Source organism: uncultured Sulfitobacter sp., assembly GCF_947500075.1.
Lineage (GTDB): Bacteria > Pseudomonadota > Alphaproteobacteria > Rhodobacterales > Rhodobacteraceae > Sulfitobacter.
Genome location: NZ_CANMQS010000012.1, coordinates 15,748 through 28,728, shown reverse-complemented (window position 1 = coordinate 28,728; position 12,981 = coordinate 15,748). Strand labels below are relative to the sequence as shown.

General features: G+C 58.6%; 10 protein-coding genes and 1 pseudogene. 9 read left to right on the top strand and 2 right to left on the bottom strand.

Features of this window, described 5'->3' with window-relative positions:
- Nucleotides 1-351 precede the first annotated feature (351 nt).
- The 4 genes and pseudogenes from Q1A91_RS22555 (at nt 352) to Q1A91_RS22540 (ending at nt 3,072) form a co-directional block, all read left to right on the top strand.
- Nucleotides 352-768, top strand: a complete 417-nt coding sequence (locus Q1A91_RS22555; protein WP_299882897.1) for a DUF4279 domain-containing protein — start codon at nt 352-354, stop codon at nt 766-768.
- A gap of 234 nt (nt 769-1,002) precedes the next feature.
- Nucleotides 1,003-1,444 (top strand): annotated as a pseudogene (locus Q1A91_RS22550) (cupin domain-containing protein).
- Nucleotides 1,444-2,490, top strand: a complete 1,047-nt coding sequence (locus Q1A91_RS22545; RefSeq protein ID WP_299882895.1) for an FAD-dependent oxidoreductase — start codon at nt 1,444-1,446, stop codon at nt 2,488-2,490. The pseudogene Q1A91_RS22550 and the gene Q1A91_RS22545 overlap by 1 nt, the downstream one beginning before the upstream one ends.
- Before the next feature lie 12 nt (nt 2,491-2,502).
- The gene (locus Q1A91_RS22540) at nt 2,503-3,072 is read left to right on the top strand and encodes a TetR/AcrR family transcriptional regulator (RefSeq protein ID WP_299882893.1); all 570 of its coding nucleotides are present in this window, start codon (nt 2,503-2,505) and stop codon (nt 3,070-3,072) included.
- A gap of 2 nt (nt 3,073-3,074) precedes the next feature.
- On the opposite strand, the gene Q1A91_RS22535 is transcribed toward Q1A91_RS22540, so the two are convergent.
- Entirely contained in the window at nt 3,075-3,641 is a 567-nt protein-coding gene (locus Q1A91_RS22535) for a TetR/AcrR family transcriptional regulator (RefSeq protein ID WP_299882892.1), read from the bottom strand.
- Nucleotides 3,642-3,725: 84 nt separating this feature from the next.
- Between Q1A91_RS22535 and Q1A91_RS22530 the strand changes: the two genes are divergently transcribed.
- The 4 genes from Q1A91_RS22530 (at nt 3,726) to Q1A91_RS22515 (ending at nt 8,127) form a co-directional block, all read left to right on the top strand.
- A complete protein-coding gene (locus tag Q1A91_RS22530) occupies nt 3,726-4,187 on the top strand; it encodes a (2Fe-2S)-binding protein (protein WP_299882890.1) in 462 nt (153 codons plus the stop codon).
- Between the two features lie 2 nt (nt 4,188-4,189).
- On the top strand, nt 4,190-6,427 hold the full coding sequence (locus Q1A91_RS22525; RefSeq protein ID WP_299882888.1) for a molybdopterin cofactor-binding domain-containing protein: 2,238 nt from the start codon (nt 4,190-4,192) through the stop codon (nt 6,425-6,427).
- Between the two features lie 11 nt (nt 6,428-6,438).
- A complete protein-coding gene (locus tag Q1A91_RS22520; RefSeq protein ID WP_299882887.1) occupies nt 6,439-6,789 on the top strand; it encodes a hypothetical protein in 351 nt (116 codons plus the stop codon).
- An 87-nt stretch (nt 6,790-6,876) separates the two neighbouring features.
- Nucleotides 6,877-8,127, top strand: coding sequence for a glycosyltransferase family 4 protein (locus Q1A91_RS22515; RefSeq protein WP_299882885.1), 1,251 nt, complete (start codon nt 6,877-6,879; stop codon nt 8,125-8,127).
- Here Q1A91_RS22515 and Q1A91_RS22510 read toward each other — a convergent pair.
- On the bottom strand, nt 8,124-9,050 hold the full coding sequence (locus tag Q1A91_RS22510; protein ID WP_299882883.1) for a glycosyltransferase: 927 nt from the start codon (nt 9,048-9,050) through the stop codon (nt 8,124-8,126). The genes Q1A91_RS22515 and Q1A91_RS22510 overlap by 4 nt on opposite strands.
- A 231-nt stretch (nt 9,051-9,281) precedes the next feature.
- Here Q1A91_RS22510 and Q1A91_RS22505 point away from each other — a divergent pair, with 231 nt between their 5' ends.
- A complete protein-coding gene (locus Q1A91_RS22505) occupies nt 9,282-12,935 on the top strand; it encodes a hypothetical protein (RefSeq protein ID WP_299882881.1) in 3,654 nt (1,217 codons plus the stop codon).
- The last annotated feature ends 46 nt before the right edge of the window (nt 12,936-12,981 follow it).

Genomic DNA, 12,981 nt, shown 5'->3' with positions numbered 1-12,981 from the left:
ATGGGTCCGCGCAACAGTTTTGGGTCAGAACGCGCAGAGCGTGGCAGAGCGTTGATCCGGCATTTGTCATTTACATTACATAACATGTCTTACCCTCATTTGACCGTTGTAGTCGGCACATTCAAAAACGAAATGAAAATTTCGTATTAAAACAGAGTGTTGCATGGGATCCTGCTCCTCTCACCTGAGACTGGAAGAACGCCGCAAGCTGGCCGTCGCCCGCCGGGTCGTCCTTCAAGGATGGAAGCACATAATGAACGCAGGCGCGAGGAACGAACCGCCGAAGGCTGACAAGGATGAGTTCTCACAATATACCCAGATGATGACGAGACACTTTCAGGAAAGCAATTCATGGCTGTATTGAGCGGCTCAGCCGCTTCCCTTCGGTTCTTTGGTGATGACTTAGACCCAGATGAACTCACCCTTCTCCTGGGTCGTCAGCCAACCAACTCTGAGAGGAAGGGACAAGAGATTGTCGGCAAGACCACAGGGAGCAAACGAACGGCCCGAAGTGGCGGCTGGCGGTTGAGTGCAGAACGGCGCGAACCGGGCGACCTTGACGCTCAGATATCCGAGGTACTTGGTCAGCTCACCGACGACATGAGCATTTGGCAGGACCTCACCTCACGTTTCCGGGCAGACGTCTTCTGCGGCCTGTTCATGGAAGAAGGCAATGAAGGTATCAGTCTGTCGAACGAGACGTTGCAAAGGCTGGCTGAGCGCGGTCTGACAATCGACTTCGACATTTACGACAGTTCCGACGAATAGTCCCGCAAGGCCTTTCAGCCTTGCGACATTTGAGGCCTCCGCTCTGTCAGGCTTTGCTCCCGCCACATCACAGTGCGGTGAAGGCCTCGACGCAAGGTCAGATAATACTTGTTCCATATCTCTACCTAGTGGTAGGTAGATCATGATCGCGATTTGCGAAATAGCTCCGACCTCGCCCGGACGTCCCGGATCAACAGCATCCCGTCGGACACCCAAAACAAAAGGACCCGCCACATGGAACTGAACGCAGATTTCAACGCCCGCGTGGTTGTTCACTCCGAACAACTGGCGTGGACCCCGTCCCCCATGGCCGGTGTGGACCGCCGGATGCTCGACAGGATCGGGGACGAAGTTGCCCGCGCAACCTCCATCGTGCGCTACGCGCCGGGGAGCCATTTTTCCGCCCATACGCACACAGGTGGGGAAGAATTCATCGTTCTGGACGGCGTTTTTCAGGATGAACACGGGGATTTCCCGGAAGGCACATACGTCCGCAATCCCCCGACAACTTCTCATCATCGGCGGGAGCCTGACCGAAGGTGGAGAGACGTTGAGCAAAGGCGCCTGGCTGCGACTGCCCGATGGGGCATCGCTTCGATCCGTTGCCGGAGAAGGCGGCGCAAAAGTCTGGATGAAGACCGGTCACCTTGTCCATGCCAAGGCACCCGCGACCTGATGTCCGTGCTGATTGTCGGCGGTGGTCTGTCTGGCCTCACCCTCGCAGACATGCTGGAACGCGAGGGGCGCGATTATCAGCTGGTCGAAGCCCGCGCGCGGTTTGGCGGCCGCATCAAGACTGAACATTGCGGCGAGGGCGCATTTGATATGGGTCCTGCCTGGTTTTGGCCGGGGCAGCCACGCATTGCAGCGCTGATCAAAGATCACCGGCTCGCCGCGTTTGAGCAATACGCACGCGGGGATCTTTTGTACGAAGGGCCCGATGGGCGTGTCGAGCGTGGGCGCGGATTTGCATCCATGCAGGGATCATTGCGGCTTGAAGGCGGATTGGAAAAACTCACCTCACGTCTGGCAGGGGGTCTGTCATCGCAGCGCATCCATCTGGGCAAGGCAGTAAGAGCGCTTCAAAAGACCGAAGAGGGCATAACCGCAGCGCTGCAAAGCGGGGACGTCCTTGAAGCCAAGCAAGTTGTGCTCGCCCTGCCGCCCCGCATTGCTGCGACTCTTCACTTTGATCCCCCCCTGCCGGAGACGATGCGAAACGCCATGCGCGACATTCCAACTTGGATGGCCGGGCACGCAAAGGCCATTGCGATCTACGACACCCCCTTCTGGCGCGACGCCCGGCTTTCGGGAGATGCGACCAGCCGCCATGGGCCGATGGTCGAAATCCACGATGCCTCCCCTGCCATGGGCGGCCCATACGCTCTTTTTGGTTTCCTTGGTGTCCCGCCAGAGGGTCGCAAGGATGTGCCACGCCTTCGCCAGCATATCGTCGCGCAGCTGGTCAGGTTGTTTGGGGATGCCGCAGCCGCGCCCCGGCAATTGATCCTCAAAGACTGGGCTTTTGATCCGCACACAGCAACGCCACTGGATCATGCGCCACTCTACGCGCATCCATCCTACCGCTTGCCCGCAGCGCTTCAAGGCATCTGGCACGGCAGGCTTTTGTTCGCCGGGACTGAAGCCGCACCACAGTTTGGCGGTTATCTGGAAGGTGCCTTGGAAGCCGCTGAAAATGCGCTGCACAGCCTGAAAACTTGAAAGAGGTCGAAGATGGCAAAGGATACCAAAACAGCCCTTCTTGACTCGGCCGAACGGGCAGCCCGAACGCGCGGGTTTGACGGGTTCAGCTATGCGGATCTGGCGCAGGAGGTTGGCATTCGCAAAGCCAGCATTCATCACCACTTTCCGACCAAGGCTGCGTTATCCGCCGCGATCATGAAACGCTACACCCAGGCGTTCGCGAAAGCGTGCCAGAGTATTGATGCAGAGTGCGCGACCGGCGGGGCGCGTCTCGCGGCGCTCATCGATCGTTACCGCGCCGCATTGGAGGGCGGGCAGAGCCTGTGTCTTTGCGTGTCGTTTTCCACCAGCCGCAATAGCTTGCCCGCAGAAGTGATCAGCGAAATCGTCGGGTTTCGTCAGATGATGCTGGCATGGATAGCAGCGACATATCACTTGGGAGGATCGGACCGCTCAATCGCAATGGTCCATGACCCCGCGCAAGAGGCCGCGGCCACGCTGGCAATGTTGGAAGGCGCGCAGCTGCGGGCAAGGGCAGAGGAAGACCCGGCGCATTTTGACAATGCGCTTGGGCTGCTCAGATCACGCCTGGCGCGTTGATCTTACCGGGTATTCGTAACCAACGCCAAGACTGACCTCTTGAGCATCTCCAGCCGGTTTTCGAGAACGCTGCGGCTGCCGGCACTGTATTTGGCATTGATGCTGCCTGCGTAGATAAAGTCCGCCAATTCGGCCGCACGGGCCACAATCGGGTGGCCCGCCGGGACTTCTGCCAGCAGCAAGGCTTCAAACCGTGCTGTCCATTCCTGCGCTGCCTGCTGCAACTCCTCCGCCGCGACTTTGTGCAGGCCTTCCAAAATCTCCGCAGCTTCCGGAGAGGTTTGCGCAAAGTCGTACCATGCCAGCGGTCCAATTCTGAAGAACGCCTCAAGATGCGCGTCAAGCCCGTCGCAGTCACGCCAAGCGGCGGTCACTGCGGCATCGGTTTCGGCAATCGACAGACGCACTGCCGCGCGCAGCACTTCGTCCTTGCCGGCATAAGCGTTGTACAAGGTCTGCCGCGCCACGCCGGCCTCGCGGGCAATGTCCGCCATTGTTGTCTTTGCAAAGCCATACCGTGCAAAGACAAGCCGCGCGGCTTCTATCAATTTCCGGTCCCGATCCGTCATCGTCCCATCTTCACCGACTAAATGCTCTTGTCAAATTAGACATATCGATTATATGTGTCCAAGTGTCAAACGGAGAGAGGCCGCATGAAACTCACTGTGAATGGACAAGAACACACCGTGGATGTCGAGCCTGACATGCCGCTTTTGTGGGTTCTTCGAGACGAATTGGGGATCACAGGCGTAAAATACGGCTGTGGCATTGCTCAATGTGGGGCCTGTACCGTGCATATGGACGGCATCGCAGTTCGGAGCTGCCAGATCACGGCCGAGGCGCTTGAAGGCAGCGAAGTGACCACAATCGAAGGTCTTGGCACGCCGGATGCCCTGCACGCGCTCCAGGAGGCATGGGTCGATCATCAGGTCGCCCAGTGCGGCTACTGCCAGTCGGGGCAGATCATGCAAGCCGCGACCCTGCTGGATCTCAACCCTACCCCCTCTGACGCGGATATCGACGAAGCGATGAGCGGCAATCTCTGCCGCTGCGGGACATATCCCCGCATCCGTGCCGCCATTAAAACCGCCGCAACGAAAATTCAGGGGGCCTGATCATGGGACGCGCAAGAACCATCACCCGCCGCGCCTTTCTGATTTCCTCCGCTGCCGTCATGGGAGGCGTTGCATTCGGCAGCTATGCGGTCAGCCGCCCCCACGACAACCCGCTGGCGCAGGGGTTGGGGCCAGATGAAGTCGCATTTAACCCCTACATCAAAATCACAGATCAAGAGATCACGCTGATCGTGCCACATGCGGACATCGGTCAGGGCGTGCAGTCTGCCCAAGCGATGCTGATCGCGGAAGAACTGGACGTCGACCCGACGGCGGTCACCCTGTCTTTTGGGCAACCCAGTGCGGCCTATCATAACACCGGCTTTGCTGCGGACGGCGTGCCGTTTCAATCCTTCGACAAGAGCTTTGCTGCCGAAACAGTGCGCGGGATTGCCGGTGGCGCGATCAAGCTGATCGGCCTGCAAGGCACGGGCGGCTCTACTTCGATGCCTGACCAATATGTGAAACTGCGCAGCGCCGGTGCGGTTGCGCGCGAGACGTTGAAGCTTGCTGCAAGCCAGCAATCAGGTGTCGCCGTCGCGGACCTGAAAACCGAAAATGGCACGGTGATCCTGCCCGATGGCACTGCGCTGCCCTACACCTCGCTCGCTGCGGCGGCGGCGGGGATTGAACCTGTCGCAGATGTCACGCTGCGCGATCCGTCTGAGTGGCGGCTGATCGGAAAGGACGTCCAACGCATCGACATTTCCGCAAAAAGCACCGGGACAGAGATATACGGCATCGATCTGCAACTTGACGGCATGGTCCATGCTGCTGTCCGCCTCTCTCCGCGGCGCAGCGCGGCGACTCGCCATGACGATAGCGCCGCGAAGGAGATGCGCGGTGTCACAGATGTGTTGCCCGTTACGAATGGTTTCGCGGTCATCGCAGACAACACCTGGCGCGCGATGCAGGGGGCGCTTGCGCTTGACATCGAATGGGCACCTGCGGCCTACCCGGCAGAACAGGAGGACCATTGGGCCGAAGTCAGTGCGAGTTTCGTGGCTGGGCGGCTGGACGCAGAATGGCGTGCTGACGGGGATGTTGACGCAGCCCTTGATGGCGCAGAAACAATCGAAGCCGAGTACCGCGCACCCTATGTCGCCCATCAACCACTGGAACCGCTCAGCGCGATTGTGCGCGCAGACGCCAACGGGGCGGAGGTCTGGGCGGGGCATCAGGTGCCGCGGTTTGTACAGATGAAAGTCGCCGCAATCGTGGGCTGTGCCTCTGAAGATGTGGTGTTTCACAACCAGATGACCGGCGGCAGTTTTGGTCATCGGCTGGAATTCGACAACATCACCGTAGCCGCAGAGATCGCTGTGCAGATGCGCGGGACACCCGTGAAGCTGACCTTCAGCCGCGAAGAGGACTTCGCGCAGGACTATCCCCGGCACATTGGCATTTCGCGCTCTTCCGGCGTGGTGAAGGACGGCAAGGTGGAAAGCTGGGCGCTCGACATTGCGTCGCCTTCCGTACTTGGCTCGCAAGGGACACGGCTTGGCGCGCCGATGCCCGGCCCCGACCTGCAAATCCCGGCAGGCGCTTGGAACATGCCCTACGACATCCCCAACCTGCGTGTGCGCGCCTACCGGGTGCCGGAGCTTGCACCTGTTAGCTCATGGCGGTCTGTTGGAGCGTCATCGGTTGGGTTCTTTGCGGAGAGTTTTCTGGACGAATTGATCCATGCCGCCGGTGCGGACCCGATGGAAGAACGCCTTCGGCTGATCAACAACGATGTGCACCGCAAGGTGCTGGAAGCAGTGGCAGAGATGTCAAACTGGGGCAGTCCCCTGCCGACGGGCCGCGGGCGCGGTGTGGCGATGGTCGAATCCTTCGGCGTACCCTGCGCGCAAGTGGTCGAGGTCACGATGACCGATGACGGCATCAAGCTGGACCGGGCTTTTGTCGCGGCTGACGTGGGCCAGATCATCGACCCTATCAACCTTGATGCACAGCTGTCTGGCGGCTGTATCTGGGGGTTGGGCCACGCGATGAATTCCGAGATTACATATTCCGACGGGATGGCGGAGCAGGACAACTTCTATGTCCACGACGCAATGCGGATGAACCAATGTCCCGTGGTGGAAACCCGTGCACTGGAAAACGGCACCGACATCAAAGGCGCGGGCGAACCCGGCGTGCCCCCTGCCCCGCCCGCCTTGTCCAACGCGATTTTTGCAGCAACGGGTATCCGCCTGCGTGAGATGCCGTTCTACAACCACATCGATTTCGCCTGAGGAAACCCGCTATGACTGTTCCTGCTTCTTACCGTCTTGCCGCTGTCTTTGTGCTGATCAGTGCCGCGCTGCATTTCTTCGCCTTCACCGTCGGCGGTCTCAGCACGGCGGCGCTGGTGCTGATCCCCTTTGGCGTGGTCTATCTGCTGATTGCCGCAGGGCTGAACCGGGGCAAGCGTTGGCTTGCATGGCTCAGCTTTTTTGTGATGGGTATTGGCGGCTCAATTGCGTTGGGTTTGTCTTATGGCAACGGTCCCGTTCCGGATTGGTGGTATCTGGCCATCACGCTGGCCGACTGGGCGGCAGCGCTTTGGCTCTTCGTCGCCCTCTGGCAGTCGGCCCCCTCCGCAGAAATGCCCTGATCGTTTCATATTTCGTCCATCTCTGCTGTGCTATCCGCAGCTGGATCGGGGTTGCACTTTGGCCTGCCCCGCGCAAAGGATGGCGTCATGAAAATACTCTTCGTTCACCAAAATATTCCGGGCCAGTATCGGGAACTTCTTGGATTCCTGATCGCCCAGAACAAGCATACGATCTACTTCCTGACCCAACGGGACGACGTCAAGATCAAGGGCATCAACATCCGGATTTACAAGCCGATCCACACCTCAACGGAGGAATCGTTCAAACTCTCCCGAACGTATGAGGATGGTGTCGCGCATGGCTTCTCCGTGGTTGAGGCGGCCAAGAAGATCGAAGAAGACGAAGGTTTCCTGCCCGACATCATCATTGGCCACACCGGCTGGGGAGAGTTGACGTTCTTCAAGGACCTCTGGCCCGATGTGCCGATCATTGGCTTTTTTGAGTATTTCTATCGCGCAACCGGCGGCATTGTCGGCTTTGATCCCGAAGAGCGCGTCTCTCCTCAAGCCGCCTACTTCGCCCGCGCCCGCAATGCGCTGCCCTACATGAACATTGATTCCGTCGATCTGGGGCATAGTCCAACCAAATGGCAGCAGGATCGGTTTCCAAAAAGCTTCCATAGCAAAATGTACGTTTGCCATGACGGCATCCGAACCGACAAACTGAAGCCAAACCCCAAGGTGAGCGTCACTTTGGGCCGCCTGCCCGAACCGCTGACCCGTGATGATGAAATCATCACCTATGTCGCCCGCAACCTTGAGCGCGCCCGCGGATTTCACGTGGTCATGCGCGCATTGCCAAAGCTGTTGTCGGAGCGCCCGAATGCGCGGGTGATCGTCGTTGGCGGTACTGAAAGCTCCTATGGTCAGGAGGTCGAACATCAGGGCGGCCTGCGCGGCATCATGGAGGAAGAGCTGGGCGAAACGGTTGACTGGGACCGCGTGCACTTTCTGGGCCGTGTTCCCTACAACGGGCTGTGCGACCTGATCCGTGTTGGTCGATGTCATCTCTACATGTCGCAGCCCTTTGTCCTGTCGTGGTCCATGCTTGAGGCGATGGCGATGGGCGCTACCGTCATCGGCTCTGATCTGGAGCCCACGCGGGAGGTGATCGAGCACGGCAAAAACGGTCTGCTGGTGGATTATTTCAAGCCAGAAGCGCTCGCTGATCAGATCATCGACATTCTGGCCAACCCGGATGCTTATGCGCATATCGGCCCAAATGCGCGCGAACATGTGGTCAAGAACTATGACTTTGCCACGGTCTGCCTGCCGGAGCATCTGCGCCAGATCAATGCGCTTGTCCCCAAGAGCAAGGCAATCAAGCTGGAAATCTAGAACCGCCCCAGAAGCGCTGCGAGATCAAGCAGCGCATTCCCTGCCCGCGACGTCCGCCTGACGCCAAGACGGTGCAATGCGGCAACCCGGCCGGGTCCGGCAGGTCGGGTCTCATCTTGTAAGACTCGCAACAGCTCTACGGCATCCGCGCTCAGCACGTCACGTCCATCCCACAAGGCCTCCCGGTGCGCCGCTGACCAGGCCCCGAAGGTGCCGTTGATCACCATTTTCGCGCGCGCGACGGCCGCGCCCGGCCCACGCGAGACGCCAAGTGTATTGCCTGCATGCTGACGGTAAATCACAACCTCTGCGTCATCGACGATACAGGCCACACCATGGCCGGCCATGACTTGATAGATCCACCAATCGTGGAACACGATCTGCCTTGGCCTGCCTGCGCGGCGAAGTATCTTGTGGGCCGCATGGTTGAGCACGAGCGTATGGCCGCTCAGGATATTCTGCACCAAGGCGTTGCCGAAATGCGCAGGCCATAACCGGTTTTTAGGGGCGCGCTGCGTGCTCAGGTCATCGTTTCCAACAATGCTCTGTGCGCCGTAGGCGATTGGCACATCGCCATCACCGACAATGCTGACCGCCCTTGCCAGTTTATGCGGCAACCACACATCATCCTGATCGGAGAGGGCAATCAATCCAGCCGGAACCTGCGTGCGGTGGATCAGTGACAGGAAGTTCTGCGCCGCGCCCTCGCAAGGCCCGGGCACAACCGTCACCCGGTGGCCCGGATGCGCATCGCGGAAGTCATCGATCATCGCGCGCGTCTTATCGGTGGAGCCATCATCACTCACCCAGAGCGACCAATCCTTGTGTGTTTGCATCGCAAACGACTGCAATTGCGCTTCAAGATGTGCCGCGCCATTGTGCGTGCACATCAAAATCGCAACATGCTGGTCTTTATTGGTCATTGTCCCTCACGCATTTGGCCTCGGTGATGGCCAAACAGCACCGCCTGCGCAAGCATCATGGGACAAACCGCACACAGTTCCCTACAAATGAGCCGATAATCACACGAAAATTGGAATTTCCGCCAAGAACCGCTTAAGCGGTAACACTCTGGTCATCTTAATCACAGTTGATCACACCCTTATAGTCGGTCAAAACAGGCCGACCTTGTTCTTACCAATGCGGCAGGAAAAATGAACGAAGACATCAAGTTGATCTCAGCCCATCTGGAAAAGGATTTCTATCTTTATCAACATCCACATGCGCGCCACAGCACCTTGTCCCCGGCGGAACACTACCTGCGCATTGGCGGGTTTCTTGGCCTGAACCCGAACCGTTCGTTTTCATCAGCTTCTTATCTGGACGCCAACCCCGATGTCGCCGCGGCGCAGGTGAACCCGTATCTGCACTACCTGAAATACGGTCAGGAGGAGGGACGTCCCATCGGTGATCCCACCTTTGCCCGGCCCGACGCTCTGACACGACCGCTGCTGCTGCTCAATTTCTTCAGGCCCCTCAATTGGCAGCATACCGAAGCGATGCTGAACCGGTTGGGCGACAACATCCACCATTACAACCTGCGCAGGCCACAAAACGACCTGCCTTTCCCCATTCCCAATGACATGCCCGATGCCTTCTATGGCAAAGACCCGGGCGCGGATCACGCCTTTATCTCTCATCTGGAGGGGCAAATCGCGGGGCGAACACTGTCGCTGGATATCTGGGATACGTTACTGCGCCGCCGCTGCCACCCGGACGAAGTGAAATTGCGCACCGCGCGGATGCTCTGGCTGCGCGGAAGACACGCCTCGCCCCATCTTGCCGCCTTGCATCCGATTGATGTCCTCCAGGCCCGCCGCATGGCCGAAGCCCTTCAAGCCAATGAGTTGGGAGAGTACCGTTTCGCCGACGCGGCTGCGATCTGGCTCGAAATGGTACAGCTCACGGGGCATTTCACACCCCAAGAACTTGTTGAGATGGATCTCGTCGTTGAGAAGGAAACCTCTTACCCCGATCCGACAATCGCTGCGCTCCTTTCAAAGGACGTTGGCCGGGTCATCTGCGTGTCGGACTTTTACCACGATGCCGACGCGCTCAGCGCATTGCTGACGCATCACAAGCTGGATCAGGTGCAGGAAGTCTACGCCTCCTGCGATCACCTGCTGCCCAAGCGCAACGGCGCCCTGTTCGATGTCGTACTTGAGGGCGAGGAATGCACGCCCGACGCGCTGTTCCACGTTGGTGACCGGGCAGATGCGGATGTGACAATGCCACGGCAACGCGGAATCGACGCAGAACAGTATATCAATCTGTGGCATGACGGTTCCGCCGCGCGCGACCACGACCGGTTCTGGAGCCATATCAACGGCGACACCCGACTGCACCAGGAAGCGCTGCTGCGTTTGCTCAAACTGCCGGCAACCGATGGCGACACGCCCTTGCCGATCAAGGCAATGGGCATTGTTGTTGCAGGTTTCGGAATGCGCATCATCGAAGATGCCTTGCGGCTTGGGGTCGACAAGGTCTTTTTCTGTACCCGTGAGGGTGTTTTCTTCCGCGCTGTCTATGAAGCGATGGTCAAGGAGAACGTGTTCGAGCTGGCACATTACCCGGAAGCGGAGACACTGCACGTCAGCCGCCGCTCCACCTTCGGGCCGTCGCTCAAGACCTTCACCATGAAAGAGCTGATGCGTCTGTGGAACCAGTATTCGCAGCAGTCGCTGGGTATGCTCGCAACCTCTCTCAACATTGATGCCGCCGATTGGCGGCCGTTTGCAGCCGCCGAAAACATCGACATGGATGAGACGATCGACCTGCCGTGGGAAGACACCCGTGTGCAGCGGTTGATGCGGGATCAGGGGTTCATTGACAGTGTACGCAAGGCGCTTTGGGACAAACGCGCGGGCCTGCAGACCTACCTGACCGGAAAAGGTCTGGGCACCAAGGCGCAGGCCCAGACGCTGATGGTCGACATCGGATGGCGCGGCACCATTCAGGACAGCTTGTCCGAACTGGTACGTGGCGATGTCCATGGCAGCTACCTGGGTCTGGACTTCTTCATCAACCAACAGCCTGCAAATACCACAAAATCTGCCTATCTCTTTGATCGAAATCACAGTTTTGATTTCTCTGTTAACGAATACTCCGCGCTTGAGTTCTTGTTCAACAGTCCCGGCGGCTCCGTCATTGATTATGAAGATGGTGTGCCCGTAACAGAGATTTCCGAAGGTGAGGAGAAAGTGATCATCGGCCCTGTTGCCGAGTTCCAGTCAAAGATACTCGCCAGCCTGCCCGCCATTGCGCGCTATGTCCGCGATCACGGTCTTGTCGCCGATGACCTGCAACAGCTGTCCCGGCGCATCGTGCGCAGCTACATGACAAACCCGCCCAAGGAAGTCGCAAAGGCTTTTGCCGAGCTTGACCACAATGAGACATTTGGCACCGGCGGTTTCGACGATATGTCAGGCTCAGAAGCCCGCTTGCAGGCGGGCTTCAAACACGAAAATGCGGACATGCACGCTGCGCTGTCCGAGACCGGCAACGATCTGCGCTGGATCGAAGCACTCATCCAGATTGATGGTATCCAGAAGACACTGAAAGACATGCCTATTGAGGCAAAGCTGCACCTGCCCACAAAGGTATTCGCCCCCAGATACCTGCGCAGCCAACACGGCAGTCAGCCAAGAATCGCAATTGCAGCGCCTGCCCCCCTTGCGGGTTCTGGCGGGCATCGGACGATCTACAACATGGGCAGGCGGCTGGCCGACCTGGGCGCAGACGTACATCTTATGTCAGAAGCTAAAGGCAATGACCAAGCCAGCAGCTGGATGGAGACCGTCACCGAAGGGGCGGGGTTCACCCATCACAAGAGTTGGAATGCTGCGCTTGCCCCGGACGTAGCCATTGCCACGATCGCCTACAGCGCCCCGTATGTTCGCAAGACGTTTGGCAAAACTGCGCACACATTCTATTTCGTTCAGGATCACGAGGCCGAATTCAATCCGGTCTCTGACGGCTATCTGCGGGCGCAAACCACCTTCACGCAGACTCAAAATCACCTCAGCATCGGCAACTGGCTGTCGCATATGATGGCAACCCAATTTGGCAGACCGGCTGCGGCAGGCGGCCTTGGGGTTGATCATGGCATCTACGGACCGGTGAAAGCCGCCATCGGGGACAAATCCGGCAGTCCGTACAAGGAAGTCGCGCGCAAGAAACAGGTCGCTTTCCTTTATCAGCCTGAGAAATGGCGCCGCGCTCCGGAGATTTGCATTGCCGCGCTGGCCCGTGTGAAACAGCGCCTGCCCGAAGTAGACATTGTCCTGTACGGCTCTGACCGGAACGTTGAAGTCCCCTTTGAGGCCGATCACCGTGGGTTGATCACAGATCTCTCCAAGCTCAACGAAATCTATAACGAAAGCCGAGTGGGTCTGTGTATCTCTGCCACAAACCCCTCACGGATTCCGTTTGAGATGATGGCGGCAGGCTGCGTGCCTGTGGATCTTTACCGGTACAACAACCTGTTTGATTATGCCTCCGGCACCGGCGTTCTGGCCTATCAGACACCGGACTCAATCGCCGAAGCAATTTGCCAATTGATGGAGGATGACACTTTGGCCGCCGAGCGCGCGCAAGCGGGCCGCGCTTATGTTGCCCCCCGGACATTGGATTGGGAAACGGATGTGGCCGCGAACGCAGTCAATCATGTTCTGTCGGGTGGGACCCTTGACGATCTGCCGACACCAAAGCGCAGTTACCATGATGCACCTGTGCTTTCTGCCAATTGCGACAGCAATGCCGCACAGCGGTTCCTGAGCTGGCAGGCCAAGCTGGCCGATACCGAGTGATCCGGGATTAACCTGATGTAAAACGGCTTAAAAATCGGTGAAACTT

What these genes read in the sequence shown, in the direction of transcription:
- Q1A91_RS22510 (WP_299882883.1), bottom strand. Translation starts at nt 9,050, where the DNA reads ATGACCAATAAAGACCAGCATGTTGCGATTTTGATGTGCACGCACAAT.
- Q1A91_RS22555 (WP_299882897.1), top strand. Translation starts at nt 352, where the DNA reads ATGGCTGTATTGAGCGGCTCAGCCGCTTCCCTTCGGTTCTTTGGTGAT.
- Q1A91_RS22545 (WP_299882895.1), top strand. Translation starts at nt 1,444, where the DNA reads ATGTCCGTGCTGATTGTCGGCGGTGGTCTGTCTGGCCTCACCCTCGCA.
- Q1A91_RS22525 (WP_299882888.1), top strand. Translation starts at nt 4,190, where the DNA reads ATGGGACGCGCAAGAACCATCACCCGCCGCGCCTTTCTGATTTCCTCC.
- Q1A91_RS22530 (WP_299882890.1), top strand. Translation starts at nt 3,726, where the DNA reads ATGAAACTCACTGTGAATGGACAAGAACACACCGTGGATGTCGAGCCT.
- Q1A91_RS22520 (WP_299882887.1), top strand. Translation starts at nt 6,439, where the DNA reads ATGACTGTTCCTGCTTCTTACCGTCTTGCCGCTGTCTTTGTGCTGATC.
- Q1A91_RS22505 (WP_299882881.1), top strand. Translation starts at nt 9,282, where the DNA reads ATGAACGAAGACATCAAGTTGATCTCAGCCCATCTGGAAAAGGATTTC.
- Q1A91_RS22535 (WP_299882892.1), bottom strand. Translation starts at nt 3,641, where the DNA reads ATGACGGATCGGGACCGGAAATTGATAGAAGCCGCGCGGCTTGTCTTT.
- Q1A91_RS22540 (WP_299882893.1), top strand. Translation starts at nt 2,503, where the DNA reads ATGGCAAAGGATACCAAAACAGCCCTTCTTGACTCGGCCGAACGGGCA.
- Q1A91_RS22515 (WP_299882885.1), top strand. Translation starts at nt 6,877, where the DNA reads ATGAAAATACTCTTCGTTCACCAAAATATTCCGGGCCAGTATCGGGAA.